Annotated in this window: 10 protein-coding genes and 2 pseudogenes; 2 read left to right on the top strand and 10 right to left on the bottom strand. The window is 67.7% G+C overall.

Going from position 1 to position 18,773, the window contains the following annotated elements:
- Positions 1-10: 10 nt before the first annotated feature.
- Positions 11-2,344, bottom strand: a complete 2,334-nt coding sequence (gene pbpC / locus HIV01_RS03800) for a penicillin-binding protein 1C (protein WP_245156970.1) — start codon at positions 2,342-2,344, stop codon at positions 11-13.
- Between the two features lie 145 nt (positions 2,345-2,489).
- Positions 2,490-7,400 (bottom strand): alpha-2-macroglobulin family protein, encoded by a 4,911-nt coding sequence (locus HIV01_RS03795; protein WP_200605018.1) that lies wholly within the window; start codon positions 7,398-7,400, stop codon positions 2,490-2,492.
- 191 nt (positions 7,401-7,591) lie between these two features.
- Here HIV01_RS03795 and HIV01_RS03790 point away from each other — a divergent pair, with 191 nt between their 5' ends.
- Both HIV01_RS03790 and HIV01_RS03785 read left to right on the top strand, forming a co-directional pair.
- A complete protein-coding gene (locus tag HIV01_RS03790) occupies positions 7,592-8,086 on the top strand; it encodes a glycosyltransferase family 9 protein (protein WP_207527078.1) in 495 nt (164 codons plus the stop codon).
- On the top strand, positions 8,058-8,564 hold the full coding sequence (locus HIV01_RS03785; protein ID WP_207527077.1) for a glycosyltransferase family 9 protein: 507 nt from the start codon (positions 8,058-8,060) through the stop codon (positions 8,562-8,564). Before HIV01_RS03790 ends, HIV01_RS03785 begins: the two co-directional genes overlap by 29 nt.
- Positions 8,565-8,629: 65 nt before the next feature.
- Here the strand turns inward: HIV01_RS03785 and gyrA are convergent, their stop codons facing one another.
- The 8 genes and pseudogenes from gyrA to zipA all read right to left on the bottom strand — a co-directional run bounded on the left by gyrA (position 8,630) and on the right by zipA (position 18,739).
- A complete protein-coding gene (gyrA, locus tag HIV01_RS03780) occupies positions 8,630-11,275 on the bottom strand; it encodes a DNA gyrase subunit A (protein WP_200605016.1) in 2,646 nt (881 codons plus the stop codon).
- A gap of 374 nt (positions 11,276-11,649) precedes the next feature.
- A complete protein-coding gene (gene mtnA / locus HIV01_RS03775; RefSeq protein ID WP_200605015.1) occupies positions 11,650-12,705 on the bottom strand; it encodes an S-methyl-5-thioribose-1-phosphate isomerase in 1,056 nt (351 codons plus the stop codon).
- A 74-nt stretch (positions 12,706-12,779) separates the two neighbouring features.
- Entirely contained in the window at positions 12,780-13,601 is an 822-nt protein-coding gene (locus tag HIV01_RS03770; protein ID WP_200605014.1) for a DUF3011 domain-containing protein, read from the bottom strand.
- An 85-nt stretch (positions 13,602-13,686) separates the two neighbouring features.
- Positions 13,687-14,382: a DUF3011 domain-containing protein gene (locus tag HIV01_RS03765; RefSeq protein ID WP_207527076.1), complete on the bottom strand. Its 696-nt coding sequence runs from the start codon at positions 14,380-14,382 to the stop codon at positions 13,687-13,689.
- A 130-nt stretch (positions 14,383-14,512) separates the two neighbouring features.
- Positions 14,513-15,487: an EF-P lysine aminoacylase EpmA gene (gene epmA, locus HIV01_RS03760; RefSeq protein WP_200605012.1), complete on the bottom strand. Its 975-nt coding sequence runs from the start codon at positions 15,485-15,487 to the stop codon at positions 14,513-14,515.
- A pseudogene (locus tag HIV01_RS18285) lies at positions 15,484-15,732 on the bottom strand (BRCT domain-containing protein); the annotation flags it as partial. The pseudogene HIV01_RS18285 and the gene epmA, both read right to left, overlap by 4 nt.
- 176 nt (positions 15,733-15,908) lie before the next feature.
- A pseudogene (gene ligA / locus HIV01_RS03755) lies at positions 15,909-17,835 on the bottom strand (NAD-dependent DNA ligase LigA); the annotation flags it as partial.
- 157 nt (positions 17,836-17,992) lie between these two features.
- A complete protein-coding gene (zipA, locus tag HIV01_RS03750; protein ID WP_200605010.1) occupies positions 17,993-18,739 on the bottom strand; it encodes a cell division protein ZipA in 747 nt (248 codons plus the stop codon).
- Positions 18,740-18,773: the final 34 nt, after the last annotated feature.

Here is an 18,773-nt window from a genome sequence, read left to right as displayed (position 1 = left end):
GCTGCGCGCGCTAGCGCAGCACACTGAACTGTATTCGCGACCACGCACCGCTGTCGGCCAGTGCCGTCAGCGTGTGCGCGCCAGGCTCGCCGAAGTCGTGCACGAACGCACCGGCACCGCTGGACTCGCCGATCAGGCGACCGTCCAGCAACCAGCGAATACGCACATCGCTGCCCAGTGCACGCAACGACAATCGCACCGGATGCTCGCTGCCGGGCGCACGCGCCAGCGTCGCGTGATCGGCCAGACCGTCGATTCGCAGCTCTTCGACCGCGTCACGGCCGTCGGCCACGCAATCGGCTGCCAGCGGCGGCAATCGCGCCGCCTCGCGGGTTTGTGCCGGCAGCCACGGCGAGGCCAGCACCGGCCAGCGCGCCAGCTGGCGCGTCACTCGCACATGCGGCGCGGCACATTCGCCCGACAAGCGAAGGCCACTGCGCGCATCCACCTCGAATCGCTCGACACCGGTGTTCCACAGGCGTGCATCGCGCTCTGCCATCGTCGGTGGCAATGAACCCTCCAGCGCCCATGCCTGCAGGCGACGCTGGCACAGCTGCGGTGCCTGCGGGTCCGGTGGCAGGCCCAGCGGCCAGCACACCTCGACGTTTTCGACGGTGGACGGCTGCGTCCGCGGCGATGCATCGCCGCGTTGGCGCGGCAGCGTGTCGATCACTTCGAACATCAGCGGCAATGCCGTCACCGCGCCGTACTGCCCGGGCAACGGCGTCCCGTCCGGTCGACCGACCCATACGCCCACGGTGAAGCGGCGCGTGCTGCCGAGCGCCCAGGCGTCGCGGAAGCCATAGCTGGTGCCGGTCTTCCAGGCGACCCGCGGCCGGCCGCTTGCGTCGAACGTATCGGCGGCGCTGCCCGGACGCGGATTGGCTTGGAGAATTTCGCGCACGATCCAGGCCGCTCCCGGTGACATCAGGCGCCGGTCCACACGTGGGGCATCCGTGGTGTAGCGCACCTTGCCGGCGACACCGTCGCGGTTGAGCGCGGCGTAGGCGCCGACCAGGTCCTCGAGTTTCGCCCCGGTGCCGCCGAGGATCATCGCCAGATTGGGCGAGGCACCACGCGGCCACTGCAGGCGGATGCCCGCATGCGCCAGGCGCGCGGAGAAGCGCGCCGGCCCGATCCGATCGAGCAGGTCCACGGCAGGCACGTTCAACGACAGCCGCAGGGCCTGCGCGGCGCTGACCGGGCCGTTGAACGCCGCATCGAAATTGCCTGGCCGGTAGCCGCCGAACGACTGCGGCGCATCCACCAGCAGGCTTTCGGAATGGATCAGGCCGTCGTCGAGCGCCAATCCATACAGGAACGGCTTCAGCGTCGAGCCGGGCGAACGCCAGGCCTTGACCATGTCGACGTGGCCCAGTCGGCTGGCGTCGGCGAACGCGACCGAACCGACGTAGGCACGCGCCTCCAGCGTGGTGTTGTCGACCACCAGCAGTGCTGCCGACGTGCGCGCGGGCAGGTCGGAGAAATAGCGGCTGACCCGCTCTTCCAGCGTGCGCTGCAGGTCCGGGTCGAGGGTCGATTCGAGTCGCGCCGCCTGCGGGCGCTCAAAGCGCAGACGCTGTGCTAGCAGCGGCGCCAGCAGCGGCGGTTGCAACGATCGCGCGACCACAGGCTCGATGCGAGCGTCGGCAACCTGTTCGTGCGACCACACGCCCATGGTCTGCATGCGCGACAGCACCTTGTCCCGGGCGACGCGTGCGCGTTCGGGCTCCCGATCCGGTCGCAGGCGGCTGGGCGCTTGCGGCAGCACCGTCAGCAGCGCCGCCTCGGCGTGCGACAGGCGCGACGCCGGTTTGCCCAGGTACGCCCAGCTGGCCGCCTCGACGCCTTCGACGGTGCCGCCAAATGGCGCGCGTTGCAGGTACAGCGCGAGGATCTCCTGCTTGGACAGATGCACTTCCAGCTGCAGTGCCCGCAACAGCTGGCGCAGCTTCGCCCATGGCGTGCGCGTGCCGGTGCGGATCGCCGGATCGAGGATGCGTGCGACCTGCATGGTCAGCGTCGAACCGCCCGAGACCACCCGCCCGCTGCGCAGCCACTGCCCGCCTGCGCGCAGCATCGCCACCGGGTTGATGCCGGGATGCTTCCAGAACCAGCGGTCCTCGTAGTTCAGCAGTGCCTGCAGGTACAGCGGCGAAACCTGTCCGGCGTTGACCGGGTAGCGCCAGATTCCATGGCGATCGGCGAATGCGCGCAGCGGCGTTCCGTCGGCGGCGACCACGACGGCGCCGTCGTCGTTGTGGTCTGGCAGGGGCAAGGGGAATGCGAGGTCGAGCAGCATGGCGGCTACGAATGCCGACAGGGCCACAAGCAACGTCTTCAGCGCAAGACGACGCTTCGCCCGTCCCGGCGCACGACCGTCATCCCGGCGAACGCCGGGACCCACCTTGATCCTGCTTTCAGTCTTCACGAATCACTGGTGCAACAACAAAGGTTTCCAGGCTTTCGCCGGGATGACGGGAGGCTTCTCATCCGCCTCCCGGCTGCTTCACCGTTACCGTAGCCGGGAGCGACTTGCCGACGCCACGCAACTGCGGCCGGTACATGTCCTCCACCAGCGGCGGCGGCACGGTGTAGGTGCCCGGCGTCACCGCCCGCAGCAGGTAGAACACGCGCGCGGTGTTGCCGGTATCGAGCTTGAGTGCCGCCACGTAGCGATCGTCGCGGAACTCCTCGTGGCGCACTTCCGCCGCTTCGTCGCGATCGGCGATCTCGATGCCGTCGATGACCACGCCGGCCCACTGCTTGCCGTCGCCGAGGTTGAAGTTCTCGATCTCCAGGCCGGCCGGCAGCAGGTCGGTCAGCAGAGCGTCAGGCATGTCACGACTGGGGGTGATGGCGACCTGCACGATCAGCGCCTCGCCCTCCTCCAGCACGCCACCCTGCCACTCCGTGCCGTCGGTGGCGAAGTACTTGCGCGTCACCTTGATCAGCGACTCGTCCGGTTCCGGTGCGCGGCGCGGAACGCCGGCCACTTCGAAGCTGGCAAACAGCGGTGGTTCTCCCTTGGCAAGGAACGACACGCCGCGCAGCAACGCCGCATGGTCGAAACCGCGGCCGATGATGCGGGCAGAAGGCGCATCGGTCACCACCTCGCCCACCCTCCACCGGCCGGAAACCTGCTTGCCCTTCTCGGCCATCAGCGCCTTGCCCAGCCGCGCCAGCGCCACCTGCTCCTGCGTGCTCAGCCACATCCAGCCGCTGTTGCGGCGTGCGTCGAGTTCCCGGCCCAGATCCACCGCCCGCGCGTCGTACGCCGGGGTTGCCAGATCGTGCTCGTGGACGAGCGCGATCATCAGCGCATCGTCTCGCACGCGACTTCCGTAGTCGCCAAGGTACTCCGGCCGATCGACTGGATCGCGCGCAAAGCCTTCCGCGATCGCCTTGCCGCCGCGTGCCTTGTCGCCCTGCAGCGCCAGGGCCAGGCCCAGGTGCACCAGCGGCAATCCGGTCAGGCTCTGCTTGCGATCGTTGTCGTAGAGCGCGCGCAGCGTGCCCAGCGGTGCACGATTCACCCGCGCCAGCACGTAGCCGGCATGGGCCTGATAGGCGAACTTCAGGTGCTCGCGCCGGTCGTAGCCGAAGAACGCCTGGCCACCGGACAGCAAATCCTCGTTGAGGACCTTCAGCGCCTTCTGCAACACCGTGTCGGGCACCGCAAAACCGGCTTCGCGCGCGTCCAGCAGGAACTCGACGACGTAAGGGGTGATCAGCGGATTGACGTAGTCGCCACTGCCCCACATCGAGAAGTGGCCGGATCCGATCTGCATCGCCGCCAGGCGTCCGAACGCGCCTTCCATGCGGGTGCGACGCAGCTTCGCATCCAGTCCGGTGACGCCGAGCATGCGCGCGGTCGCATCGTCCAGTTCCAGCGCGGCGAATCCCTTGCTGGTGGTCTGCTCGGCGCAGCCGTAGGGATACTCCAGCGCGCCTTTCAAGGCACTCGCAAACGGGATCGGCGGCAACGCGCTGATCGACAGTCGCGCGTTGACCGAGTCGGGCATCAGGCCCTCGGCCAGATCCGCCGGCAATGGCACCGCTCCCGCGGCATCGAGGACACGGGTACGGGCACGCAGCACCGACGGCCACGCCGGTCGCACCGGCACGTCGTAGCGGCGATCGACCTTGTAACCATTGCCCTGCACGCGCACGCGTACCTGGGCGGTGCTGTATCCCTCCCTGGCCTGCAACGGGAAGGTGTAGGTGGTCTTCGCCTCCGTGCCGAGGCTGGCGGTGCGCACGCCATCGGCCAGCGACAGCGGCCCTTCACCGTTCACTTCGACCTTGAAGTCTCCGGCGCGGCCGGTGAAGTTCTGCACGTCGAGAGTGACATTGCTACGGTCGCCGGGTGCGAGCACGCGCGGCAGGCTCGCTTCGGCGAGGATCGGTGCACGCACGATGGTCTCGCGATCGCGGCTGCCGTAGCGGTTGCCCGAGTACACCAGCGCCGACACGCGCAGCGTGCCGTTGAAGTCGGGAACGGCCAGGTTGATGCGTGCATTGCCGCGCGCATCGAGCTTCACCGGGCCGGCGAACAGGTCGACCGTCTGCACGCGCGCAGTCGGACGTCGTGCCTGCGGCAATGCCGCCAATGCCATGTCGCCGCCGAAGCGCAGCTTGGCGATACCGCCCTCGAAGCTTTCGATCACGCGGCCGTAGACGTCATACGCATCGACACCCAGTCGACGCTGGGCGAAGAAATGCGCGGCAGCATCGGGCACCGGGAAGCGGGTGATGTTGAGGATGCCGACATCGACCGCCGACACCGTCACGAACGCCTCCTGGCCCGCCAGCTGCGGCACGCTCACCGTCACCGGCAGGTCGCGCCCGGGCTGCATCAGCGCCGGCGCAGACAGGCCAACGGCGACCTTGCGGTCGCGCCGGTCCATGGTCACGTGGGCGACGCCAACGGCGCGCGCGGGCGTGATCCTGCTCGGTGCGCTGCCACCACGGAACACCAGCGCGGTGACATACACGTCATGGCGTTCCCAATCCTTGGTCACCGGGATCTCGAACGTGCTGCCGGCCTTCACTTCGACGTCCTGCACGTAGAGCATGCGGTCGCTCTCGACCATCAGCAGGCCCCTGCCCTCGTGCGGTGGCGTCAGCGTCACCTTGAGCGTATCGCCGGCGCGGTAGGCAGTCTTGTCGAGCGCGAGCTTGACCTTGTCGGGGCGCGCGTCGAGGCCGCGATTGTCGTCGTCCCAGCTCCAGCCGGCGGTGAACGGATAGCGGGTGGTCAGCTTCGTCGCAGGATCGAACACGTCAACGCGGTAGTCGCCCCACTCGACCGGGAAGTCGATCCGCTGCGGCGAGTTGCCGACGTCGAGCGTGCGTGTCTGGATGTCCTCGTAGCGGCGGGTGAAGTCGTAGTCCCAGCCGCCATCGTCCTGGTAGTTCCAGTGGTAATCGCGATGCTCGCGGACCAGCGTCACGCGCAGGCCCTTGCCCGCTCGCGGCTTGCCGTCGCTGCCGACGCGGGCCAGCTCGAAGCCGGCATTGGCGTTGGAATCACTGCCTTCCTTGTCGTCGAACAGCGGACGCACGCCGACGATCGCGTCGGCCGGCCACAGCACGCGCTTGACGCTGCGGTTGACGCTGCGGCCGCCGCTCTCGAACACGCTGCCGGTCACGATCGCGGCGATCGTGCTGACCGGCTTGGCCTCGGCCGGCAAGGCGATGTCCTGTTGCAGCCGACCATTGGCATCGAGCTTCGCATCGACGACGTCCTTGGCTTCCTTCGGCAGCGTCAGCGTCGGGTCACCGAAGAAGTAGCCCGGCATCTGCTCCAGCGGGTGCTGTTCGACCGCCACCGCGAGCTTGGCGGTGAAACGGTTGCCTGCGGCGGGCGCGCCATAGAGATAGGCGCCTTCCACCGCCAGGTGCACCGGTTCTCCGGGTTTGAGCACCGGCTGTGCCTGCAGGTCGAGCTTGAGCCGTTCGGGCAGGAATTCCTCGACCCGCAACGTCATGCCCTGCACCGCCTCCTTGCTGCCCGGATCGGTGCGGAACTCGATGCGCCAGCGACCGGTTGCAGCGTCCACCGGAATCACCTGCGCGTGCCGCACGTAACCCTGTGGATCCGGTTGCAGGCGGGTTTCCAGGAAGGTCTTGCCGTCGGGCTGCACGTAACGCAGGAACAGCGGCTGCAACGGCTTGCCCTTGGTCGCGACCGGCTGTCCGTCCTGGTCGCGCAGCAGTGCCGACACACGCACGGTTTCGCCGGGACGGTAGAGGTCGCGTCCGGACCATGCGAACACGTCGAACCAGGCCTGCTCGCGACCACTGACCGCGAACTCCGACAGGTCCAGTGCCGGCTGGTTGAACGGCAGCATCGACACGTCCTTGCCGTGCGATGCCACCAGCACATGCGCGGCGTCGAGCTTGTAACCCAGCATCACGTTGCCGTTGCCGTCGGTCTCGCCCTTCATCACCGTCTCGCCCTTGTCGTCGAGCACCTTCAGCTCGACGCCGCCGACGGCCGATCCCTTGTGCAGCGAAGCGACGTGGACGAACAGCTTGTCCTTGTAGGCGCGTGCGTGCAGGCCAAGGTCGCTGACGGTGAAGAACGCGGTCTCGTAGCGATCCTGGAACTCGCCCGCGCGCTTCATCACGGCGAAGTACAGGCCGGGCTGCTGCAGCTCCTTGATGTCCTGCAACGGCAGGTAGGTCAGCACGCGTTCGTTGGTCTTCCCGCCGAGCACGAAGCGATTCACGTAGACCGGTTCGGCAAGACGCTCCAGCGGGGTCTTGTCGCTGTAGTCGCTGCCCAGCTCCCAGCTGCCGCGACGGCCGCCGCGCTGGTACTGGGCGAAGAACCGCGGCAACTCCTTGTCGCGCACGCGCAGGAACTCGACATCGACCTCGGCGACATTCACCGATACCACCGGCAGGCCGCGGCTTTCGCGAGCCGGCAGTACGCTTCCCTGCGAAGCGAATCCGACCACCGGATCCAGCGGTCCGGTGTGCACCTGCTTGCGCAGCGGCTGTCCGAGACGATCACCGGCGGCCGCGGTCAGCCCCCCCTTGATTGCAATTACATAGTCACGGCTGGCGTCGACGTGCGGGAAACGCAGCACCTTGGCATCGTCAGACAGTACCCAGCTGCCCTTGATCACCGCGCCCTTGGCATCGGTGACGGAAATCAGTTCGTCGAAGTCCTGGCTGCCCACCAGCGGTCGGCTGAACTCCAGCGCGATCGCCATCTGCTCATCGGCCTTCTGGTCGGGGTAGGCCGCGACCAGCGCGAACCCTTGTACCGCTTCGCGCTTGCCCTGCACCGCCTCGCCGCTGACTGCAGGCAACTGTCCATCGGCATCGCGCTTGCAGCCGGCACATAGCAATGTCACCGCCATGACGGCGGCGACCAGGCTTCGCATCACCCGGCCTCGCAACCTTCGGCTCGACGGGATACGGACGGCTCCTTCCGTGACGGATACGCGCTTCATGCGGCCTCCCCTGATTTTCGCGAAGTATAGGAGGATCGCGACTGGCACCACACCAATTGCGATTGCCTGTGCCATCATCCGCGCGTCGGGCCGGTGGCCCGCCTGCCTTCTCCCGGACCGCAATGTTGCACGAACACATGCCCTCCTTGGCCAGCGATCCGGGCGCCGGCATGCCCGTCCCCGGTAACGGCCCACGCCGGTCCGTCCTGGTGATCCGCCAGGGCGCGTTCGGCGACCTGGTCCAGGCCGACGGCGTGCTGCGCGACATCCGCGCGTACCACCCGGATGCACACATCACCCTGCTGGTCGCGCCGCAGTTCCGCCGGTTGATGGCCCGGTGCCCGCACGTGGACGCGCTGATCGTCGACCCGCGCGCGCCGTGGCTTCGCATCGACCACAACCTGGAGCTGGTGCGGGAATTGCGCGGACGCCGCTTCGACCGGGTCTACGACCTCCAGGGCAGCCAGCGTACGCGCCTGTACCGGCGCCTGCTCAGCCCCGGCCTGCCCTGGCACGGCAGGGACAACCCTGGGTTCCAGCGCGGTGCCGGACCGGATCGCCTATGCCCGCCTGCTCGAAGCGGCCGGCGTGCCCACGACGCATACGGCAGCGCCTGACGTGGGCTGGATGGCCGACGATGTGTCCGCCCTGCTCGCTGCGTCCGGCGTCGAAGCAGGCTACATCGCGCTGATTCCCGGAAGTTCGGCCCGCCACCCGCAGAAGCGCTGGCCCCACTACGCGGAGCTTGCCCGGCGCCTGGTCGCGGCTGGCCGGCAAGTCGTGGTCGCGCCCGGTCCGGACGAGCTGGACCTTGCCCGCACGTTGCCCTGCCAGGTGCTGCTCGGGCCGTCGGGCTTCCTGGACTGGTTCGCCCTCGCCGGCGTGCTGGCCAACGCCGCCTTCGTCGTCGGGAACGACACCGGCCCCACCCACCTTGCCGCTTGCCTGGGGACACCAGGCCTGGCGCTGTTCGGGTCCCACACCAGTGTGCAACGCACAGGAATCCGCGTGCGCTCCTTCGACGCGATCGAAGTGGAGGACCTGCAGCGGCTGTCGGCCGATGAAGTGATGGCGCGCGTTCCGCCGCACCCGTAACCGCGGTTGACGGAGCCTGAAACGAAAACGCCGCCTTCCGGCGGCGTTTTCGTTACTGCATTCGATCAACCCGCAATCGGGGTGGTCTCGACGGCACCGTCGCCGGCACCCGGCTCGATCACCGCTTCGCCGCCTTCCTCGTCCTCGTCCAGCGAGGCATCGACGCGCTCGATGGTCTGCAGGCTTTCGTCGGCGGCCAGGCGCATCAGGGTCACGCCCTGCGTGTTGCGCCCGACCTGCGAGATCTCCGCCGCGCGCGTACGCACCAGTGTGCCGCCATCGGAGATCAACAGCACATCGTGGTGATCGGACAGCTGCACCGCACCAACCAGCATGCCGTTGCGCTCGGTGGTCTTGAGCGCGATCACACCCTGCGTGCCGCGACCCTTGCGCGGGTACTCCTCCAGCGAGGTGCGCTTGCCGTAGCCGCGCTCGCTGGCGGTGAGGATGTCGCCGTCGCCTTCGACCACGATCAGGCTGACCACGTGCGCGCCGCTGGTGTTCTCGGCGCCGTCTTCGCCCTCCTCGCCCTCGGCCAGGCGGATGCCGCGCACGCCGGTGGCGGTGCGGCCCATCGAGCGCACCGCGTCCTCGGCGAAGCGCACGGCCTTGCCGTTGCTGGCGAACAGCATGATGTCCCGCGTACCGTCGGTCAGCGAGACATCGACCAGGGCATCGCCGTCGTCGAGGTTGATCGCGATCTTGCCGCGCTGCAGGCGGAAGGCGAACTCGGTGAGCGGGGTCTTCTTGACCGTGCCGTTGCGCGTGGCGAAGAAGACGAACTGGTCTTCGACGTACTCGCGCACCGGCAGCACGGCCTGGACCTGCTCGCCGGCTTCCAGCGGGATCCAGTTGATGATCGGGCGGCCGCGCGCATTCGGACCGGCATCGGGCAGCTGGTGCACCGGCAGCCAGAACACGCGACCGGCGCTGGTGAAGGTCAGCAGCGTGTCATGCGTGTTGACCAGCCACAGGTGGTCGATGAAATCCTCGTCCTTGGTTGCCGCCGCGTTGCGGCCCTTGCCGCCGCGCTTCTGCGCGCGGTAGGTGCTGACCGGCTGGCGCTTGGCGTAACCCGAGTGCGACAGGGTCACCACCACGTCTTCCGGTGCGATCAGGTCGAGGATGTCGAGGTCTTCCTCGCTGGCACGGATCTCGCTGCGGCGCGCGTCGCCGAACTCTTCCTTGACGTTGCGCAGCTCGGTGCGGATCACTTCCAGCAGCACGTTCGGATCCTCGAGGATCTCGATCAGGCCGCGGATGGTTTCCAGCAGCAGCTTGTACTCCTCGGTCAGCTTGTCCTGCTCCAGCCCGGTCAGGCGGTGCAGGCGCATCTCGAGGATCTGCTGGGCCTGGGTCTCGGTGAGCTGGTAGAAGCCATCGACCAGGCCGACGCCGGCCGGCAGGTCTTCCGGACGCGATGCGTCGGAACCGGCCGCCGACAGCAGCGCGCCGACCAGGCCGGCTTCCCACTTGCGGGCGAGCATGCGGTCGCGCGCTTCGTTCGGGTTGGCCGACGTCTTGATCAGCTCGATCATCTCGTCGATGTTGGCCAGCGCAACCGTCAGGCCTTCGAGGATGTGGGCGCGCTGGCGTGCCTTGCGCAGCTCGAAGATCGTGCGACGGGTCACCACCTCGCGGCGGTGGCGCACGAACACTTCCAGCAGGTCCTTCAGGTTCAGCAGCTTCGGGCGGCCATCGACGATGGCGACCATGTTGATGCCGAACACCGACTCCATCTGCGTCTGCTGATAGAGGTTGTTGAGCACCACTTCGGCCGACTCGCCGCGCTTGACCTCGATGAAGATGCGCATGCCGTCCTTGTCGGACTCATCGCGCAGCTCGCTGATGCCTTCGAGCTTCTTTTCCTTGACCAGCTCGGCGATCTTCTCGATCAGCCGCGCCTTGTTGACCTGGTACGGGATCTCGGTGACGACGATCGCTTCGCGGCCGTTGTCGGCCACTTCGACCTCGGCGCGCGCGCGCATGCGCACGCGGCCACGGCCGGTGCGGTAGGCGTTCACGATGCCGGCGGTGCCGTTGATGATGCCCGCGGTCGGGAAGTCCGGGCCCGGGATGTACTGGATCAGGCCGTCGACGTCGATGGTCGGGTCGTCGATCAGGGCGATCGTGGCGTCGATCACTTCCGACAGGTTGTGCGGCGGGATGTTGGTCGCCATGCCGACGGCGATGCCGGCGGAACCGTTGACCAGCAGGTTCGGCACACGGGTCGGCATGACCGTGGGCTCGAGTTCCTTCTCGTCGTAGTTGGGCTGGAAGTCGACGGTTTCCTTGTCGATGTCGGCCATCAGCTCGTGGGCGATGCGCGACATGCGTGCTTCGGTGTATCGCATCGCCGCGGCGTTGTCGCCGTCGATCGAGCCGAAGTTACCCTGGCCGTCGACCAGCATGTAGCGCAGCGAGAACGGCTGGGCCATGCGCACCAGCGTGTCGTACACCGCGGTGTCGCCATGCGGGTGGTACTTACCGATGACGTCACCGACGATACGCGCCGACTTGTAGTACGGCTTGTTGCTGTGGGCACCGAGCTCGTTCATCGCGTAGAGCACGCGGCGGTGGACGGGCTTGAGTCCGTCGCGCGCGTCCGGGAGCGCGCGCCCGACGATGACGCTCATGGCGTAATCGAGGTAGCTGCGGCGCATCTCGTCTTCGAGATTGACCGGGATGATTTCCTTGGCGAGTTCGGCCATCAGGTTTCCGTTCGTTGGTTGTCCGCAGCGACGACTGCGGTCGGGCATCACGTCTGAAGAGCCGCGGGAACTGCCCGCCGGGCCTGCGTCGCCGACCCCTCCCCGGGGGCCTTTGACAGCCCGTCGTCGACGGCTTCAAAAGGACACGAAATCATAGCACGGAACGGGGTCCGTCTGCTGACTGATTCCCACGCAGAAACAAGCAGTTGCGGGGGTTTTTAAAGTGGATTTATCGGCAGCGTGCAAAGACGCGTGGGCGGGGGCCTACCCCGCCATCCCGGCGAAGGCCGGGATCCATCCTGATCCTGGCTGCCTGGTCGCCCGCTGCCTGCGGAACGTCTTCGTCCACCCCGACGAAGACGGGATGCCCAGGCTCAGCCGAAGGCGGCCTTCATGGCCGCGGCGTCGGGGCGCTCGATCACGCCACGCTCGGTCACGATCGCGTCGATCAGTTCGTGCGGGGTGACGTCGAAAACCGGGTTCCAGGCGCCCACATCCTCGGCCGCGGTGCGCACTCCGCCGACGCCGAACAGCTCGCCCGGGTCACGCTCTTCGATGTGGATCGCGTCACCGGACGGGGTCTCCATGTCGACCGTCGAGGACGGGGCCACGACCATGAACTTCAGGCCGTGGTGACGAGCCGCGATCGCCAGCTGGTAGGTGCCGATCTTGTTGGCCGTGTCACCGTTGGCGCAGATGCGGTCGGCGCCGACCACGACCCACTGCACGTCGCCGGTCTTCATCAGGTGCGATGCAGCGGAGTCGGCGATCAGGGTCGGGGCGATGCCGTCCTGCTGCAGCTCCCACACCGTCAAGCGCGCGCCCTGCAACCACGGCCGGGTTTCGCCGGCGAACACCTTGTCGATGCGGCCCTCGGCCACGCCGGCGCGGATCACGCCCAGTGCGGTGCCGAAGCCTGCGGTGGCGAGCGAACCGGTGTTGCAGTGGGTCAGCACGCCGCTGCCCGGCTCGATCAGGGCAGCGCCCAGCGCGCCCATGCGGCGGTTCGCGGCGAGGTCTTCGTCGGCGATCGCGTGCGCTTCGCGCTCGAGCACTTCGCGCCAGTCGGCGCCGGCGGCGGCAAGCGTGCGGCGCATGCGCGCCAGTGCCCAGGCCAAGTTGACCGCAGTCGGCCGTGCCGCGTTGAGATGCTGCATGGCAGGCTCGAGCTTGCCTGCGGCCTCGGCGCCATTGGCGGCGTCGACTTCGCGCGCGGCCAGCACCACGCCCCAGGCGGCGGCGATGCCGATGGCCGGAGCGCCGCGAACCGTGAGTGCGTGGATGGCTTCGGCCACGGCGGCGCTGTCGTTGCAGGTCACGTACTTGACCACGAACGGCAGCTTGCGCTGGTCGAGCAGTTCCAGGGCCTGCCCGGTCCAGCGGATCGGGCGGATGCGGTCGTAACGGTCGAAATCGATGGTGGTGTTCATGTGTGCAGTTTAGCGAACTGCACGCTTGCCCTCCCCTCCACCGCCGGCGAAAGGGAGGGCGGACGGCGATTGCCTTACAGGACGCTGAAGTCGCCGCGGCAGCCGTTGCTCACCCAGACGCCGTTGCGGTCCCAGCCCCAGCTTTGGCCTTCGATGCACGGCGCCTTGGACGCCTGGCGGACCAGTCGGGCATCGCGGCGGATCGTCACGTTGCAGCGGCGCTCGCGGCGATCATCGGAGCCGCAGTACAGCTTCTGCGCCTGTGCGCCATTCCAGCCGCCGCCGTTGCCACCGCCGTTCCAGCCACCGCCATTGCCGCCTCCGTGACCGCCACCGTAACCACTGGCGAACTCGGCGCGGCAGCCTTCATCGACCCAGACGAAGCCGCGGCCGGTGCCCCAGGTACGACCCTCGATGCACGGCGACTTCGAGTACTGGCGCACCATATAGGCGCTGCGACCGTCGATCTGGCACTGCACGTAGCGGTTGTCGTTGGAATCGCAGCGCACGCTGCGGCCGCCGCCGTTGTTGCCGTTGTTGCCTCCGTTGCCGCCGCCCCATCCTCCGCCTTGGCCGCCGCCCTGGCCGCCACCCTGCCCGGCACGGGCCAGCGCGAACTCGGCACGGCAGCCGCCATTGACCCACACGCCGTTGCGGTCGTACCCCCAGGTACGCCCCTCCACGCATGCGTTCTTGGAGTACTGCCGCAGCAACAGCACGCCATTGCGCGTGTCGGCGGCGCACTGGCGGTGTTTGTTGTCGTTGGAGTCGCAGCGGACGGTCGGCGTGGTGCCGCCGTTGTATTGCGCCGCGGCCGGCACGGCCACGGATGAAGCTGCAAGCACAACCAGAATCCCGAGGCCCTTGGACGACAACTTGGACAAGTGCGGGGTCATGGAACAGCTCCTCGTTGAGATGGTTCTCACTCTAACGAGGACAGCTTAACGAATGCTTCACGGATTGGCCGTCGCTGGCGGCCATTCAGCCGCCGCTGAGGTCGTCCTTGTGACGGACTTCGAATTCCGCCCGGCAGCCGTCCTCGACCCAGATTCCGTTCTTGTCCACGCCCCAGCTGCGACCCTCGATGCAGGCCGCGCGTGACAGCTGCCGGAACAGGCGCACCACCCCGCCCTCGGTGACGGCCGGGCAATGCCGCGGCAGTTTATCGGTCGAATCGCAGCGGACGATCTTTCCAGGCGTCGTCTCGGGCGAGACCACCGCCATCATCCGGAACTCGGCGCGACAGCCACCGGAGACCCAGACGCCACGATTGTCGATGCCCCAGTTGTCGCCGCGAATGCAGGGATTCTTCGACAGTTGCCGCACCAGCTCCGCGCCGGCACTGATGTCGGCGTCGCAGTGCTGCCAGCGGTTGCCGCGCGATTCGCAACGAATGGTGCGGCTGCCAAGACCACTGCCCACGCTGCCGCCATAGCCCAGGACAAACTCCGCTCGGCATCCGTCCCGTACCCAGATGCCGGCGTCGATCAGGCCCCAGGTACGGCCTTCGTCGCAAGAGGACTTCGACAGCGACCGCAACAGCCGCACGCCGCCACGGATGTCCACCGGACACAGGTGCGCCTGTCCGCCCTTGGATTCGCAGCGCACGACGCGATCGCCGAAGAAACGGCCGCCCGTGTCCTGCGCCCTCGCTTCAGGCCCGGCCAGCAGTACCAATAGTGCGAAGAAGCAAGTCGAAAGCGACCAGCCGCGCATCGTGCACCCCTGAGTTCACACAACCACTCTAAACCGTCCAGATGAAAACCGACATCCGGAGCTTCCTTAAATTTTCGTAGTGTGCAAACCGTCAGGCGCGACCGAAGTCGAAGGTGACGACGTCGGAAATGCGCTGGCTGCCCAGCATGGCCATCAGCAACCGGTCGATGCCCATCGCCACGCCCGCGCAGTGCGGGAACCCCGCGTGCAGGGCCTCCAGCAGGCGCTCGTCACGCGGCGGCAACGCGTCGCCGCGCTGGCTGCGCAGGGCAATATCGCGGTCGAAGCGCTGCCCCTGTTCGTCCGCGTCGGCCAGCTCGTGGTAGCCATTGGCCAGCTCCAGCGGCCCCAGGTAAAGCTCGAAGCGCTCGGCCACGGCCATGCCGTCGCGTTGCCCCAACCGCGCCAATGCGCACTGCGAGGCCGGATAGTCGTACAGGGCCAGCAACTGGTCCGGCGCAAACGCAGGCTGCAGGCGATGGGTCATCAGCAGGTCCAGCCAGTCGTCGCGGGTCAGCCCTTCCGGATCGATCACGACATCGCCCAGCGCAGCCTGCAGATGTTCCAGTGGTGCGCTATGCGGATCGATTTCGAGCTGCTTTCGATACAGGTCGTGATAGGCGACACGTTTCAGCGTGGCGGTGCGCCCCACCAGTTCCAGTGCCGCCAGCACGAGCTGCGCGGTTTCGTCGATCAGGCGCTGGTGGTCCCAACCCAGTCGATACCACTCGAGCATGGTGAACTCGGGGTTGTGGCGTCCGCCGGCTTCGCCGTCGCGGAACACGCGGCCGAGTTCGTAGCAGTCACCGAAGCCCGCCGCCAGCAGTCGCTTGAGCGGGTACTCCGGCGACGTGCGAAGCCACCGCGTCCGCGGCGCGCCGTCGGTGCGGCCACTGAACTGGAGCTGGAACGAGGCGATGTTGCGATCGGTGTTGCCCGCCACCGACATCACCGGCGTTTCCACTTCCGTTACATCGCGTTCGGCGAAGAATGCGCGGATGAGCGCATTGAGCCGGGCGCGCAGGCGCAGTGTTTCGAAGCTCGCCGAAGGACGCCAGTCGGTCACGGTTCGTGGCCGGCCAGGAACGACAACAGCTTCTCTTCGTCCCAGATCTCGACGCCCAGTTCCTGCGCCTTGTCGAGCTTGGAGCCGGCCGCTTCGCCGGCAACGACGAAACTGGTCTTCTTCGAAACACTGCCGGAGACCTTGGCACCAAGCGCCTCGAGTTTCGCCTTGGCCTCATCACGACTGAGCGCGCTCAGCGTTCCGGTCAGCACGGCTGTCTGGCCATCGAGCGGACCCTGTGCAACCTCGGCCGCGGCGGGCGTGATCGCATCCAGGCGCGCCAGTGCATCGCCACCGGCGACCAGCTGGCCTGCCTGCGTTTCGTCTTCGAGCCAGTCCGCCAACGCCTGCGCGGTGTCCGCCGGCAAGCCGGCACTGACGAAGTTGTGCTTGGGCGCGTCGAGCAGTGCCTGCACGCTCGGGAAGGCACTGGCCAACTGCTCGGCGCGCACGCGGGTGACCTTGGGGATTTCCAGATCCACCAGCAGCGTGGCGAGGTTGAGTCCGTCACGGAGCTTCGGTGTTGGCGGATGCGTATCGGTGATGGTGACGCCCCGCGCGAGCAGGTCGTCGATGACCTGCTGGTTGCCGGCCTGGTCGAGGAAGTGGCCGATCGACCGGGCGACTTCGCCACCGACGTCCGGCACGCGCTTGAACAGCGGCCACGGCAGGTGGCGGATCAGTTCGAGATCGCCGAACCATGTCGCCAGTGCTTTGGCCGTGCTCTCGCCGACGTGCTGGATGCCCAGCGCGTAGAGGAATCGTTCCAGCGTGGTGTTGCGGCTGTGGTCGATGGCCTCGAGCAGGTTCTCGGCCCAGCGAGTTGCAACCTTGCCGGATTTCACGGTCTCTGGCGTGGTGTCGTCGCGCTCGTCGGCACGACGCTTCATCTCCAGCAGGTCGTCGAGCGTGAGCTTGTACAGGTCGGCGACCGACTGCACGTAGCCCAGGTCGGACAGGCTCTCGATGAAGCGCTCGCCCAGGCCTTCGATGTCCATCGCCCGGCGCGAGGCGAAATGGCCGATGGCTTCCTTGCGCTGCGCCGCGCAGGTCAGCTCGCCCGAGCAGCGCCAGACCGCCTCGCCTTCCTCGCGCACCAGCTCCGATCCGCACACCGGGCAATGGCTGGGCATCGACCAGGGCCTGGTCCCCGCGGGCCGCTTCTCGACGACAACGCGCACCACTTCGGGAATGACATCGCCGGCGCGACGGATGATCACCGTATCGCCATTGCGCACGTCCAGGCGCGCGACCTGGTCGGCGTTGTGCAGCGTCGCCCGGGTGACGGTGACGCCGCCGACCTGCACCGGCTGCATCAGCACCCAGGGAGTGACCGCGCCGGTGCGACCGACATTGACCTCGATCGACTCGACAACGGTCATCTGTTCCTGCGCCGGGAACTTGTGCGCAATGGCCCAGCGCGGCGCGCGCGAGACGAAACCCATCTCAGCCTGGCCTTCGTAGTCGTCGAGCTTGTAGACGACGCCGTCGATGTCGAACGGCAGGCGGTCGCGTTTGTCGCCGATCGCGCGGTAGTAATCGAGCAGCCCTTGCAGTCCTTCGACCACGTCGCTTTCGCCACTGACCGGGAAGCCCCACTGGCGCAGGCGGCCCAGCGTCTGCGAATGGGTTTCGGGCAGTTCGACGCCCTCGACCAGACCGATGCCGTAGGCGTAGAACGCCAGCGGCCGCTGCGCGGTCATGCGCGGATCGAGCTGGCGCAGCGAACCGGCCGCGCCGTTGCGCGGATTGGCCAGGACCTTGCCGCCTTCGACCAGCGCGCGCTCGTTGTAGGCCTTGAAGGCGGCAAGCGGCATGTAAACCTCGCCGCGCACTTCCAGCACGCGCGGCCAGTCCTTGCCGCGCAGCTGCAGCGGAATTGCCTTGATCGTGCGCAGGTTGGCGGTGACGTCCTCGCCGGTGGCGCCGTCGCCGCGCGTGGCGCCCTGGACGAAGCGGCCGTCCTCGTAGCGCAGGCTGATGGCCAGTCCGTCGAGCTTGGGCTCCACCGAGAACGCCAGCGCATCGCGGCCGAGGCGCTCTTCGATCTTGCGCACGAACACCGCCACTTCCTCGTCGCTGAAGGCATTGCCCAGCGACAGCATCGGGATGGCGTGGCGCACCTGGGCGAAGCTGCCGGTGGGCACGGCACCGACGCGCTGCGTCGGCGAGTCGGCGGTGATCAGTTCCGGATGCGCGGCCTCGAGTTCGTCGAGCTCGCGCAGCATGCGGTCGTAGTCGGCGTCCGGGATCGCGGGGTCGTCGAGGACGTGGTAGCGGTAGTTGGCGTCATCGAGCTGGGCGCGCAGCTCGGCAATGCGGGTGGCGATGTGGGTCGTCTTGGGCATGGTCACAGGCTCGCAAGCGGTCCTTCGACTTCGGGCCTGCGGCCCTACGCTCAGGACGAACGGATCTCACCCCGCATCAACCGTTCGTCCTGAGCGTAGCGCAGCGAAGTCGAAGGAAGCGTAGCGCAGCGGAGTCGAAGGAAGCGTCGCTTCAGATCTACCAGCGCGCCGGCTTGGTCAGCGGCGGCGCTTCGCGCTGCCGGTCGTAGGCGCGCAGCTCGTCGCGGATATGGGCGATGCGCTGGCGGCCGAGCGCGTTGCGCTGCTCGTCCAGGACCACGCCGTCGAGCAGCTCGGCCATCCGCTGCGCGGTCGGCAGCATGGTTTCCCAGGCGTCGAGCGCGTTGACCGGCGCCGGCAACGTCAGGAAGAAGGCGATCGCCGGAGTCTCCAGCGCCTGGATCTGCGCCATGTCGAAACTGCCGGGCTTCATGATGTTGGCGACGCTGAACACCGGGCCGCGCTCGGGATGGTTCTCGACCAGGCGGTGGAACACGCCCATGTGGCCGTAGACCAGGCCGGCCTTCTCGGCGGCGACGACGATGTCGGGACCGTGCAGCTTCTGCCCGGCACGAGCGGCCAGGTAGAGCGTGACGATCTTGTCGAACTCTTCGGTGGCGCGACGACCCAGCTCGCTGCTGGCCGCGCCCTCGAGGGTGCGGTCGAACAGTTCCAGTTCGGCCTGGGCAGTGGACTCGCCGGCCGCGGGACCCTCGCCTCCCAGCTCACGTTCCAGTTGCTCGCCCAGGGTCGGTTCGCGACGGCTGCCATCGGCAGCGGCCGCTTCGCGCGGCACGCGCTTGCCCTGGCCCGGCTTGCGCGGACGACCAAAGAACACGATCGCGGCGATCAGGATCAGGCCGGCGATCAGGATGCCGATACGCAGCAGGGTCACGTCTGACATTGAGGGGCTTCCTTACGGCAGGCGGATGTACGGG

The organism is Lysobacter arenosi, from assembly GCF_016613475.2.
GTDB lineage: Bacteria > Pseudomonadota > Gammaproteobacteria > Xanthomonadales > Xanthomonadaceae > Lysobacter_J > Lysobacter_J arenosi.
The sequence above is the reverse complement of the archived record's forward strand: the minus strand, read 5'-3'. Positions and strand labels throughout refer to the sequence as shown.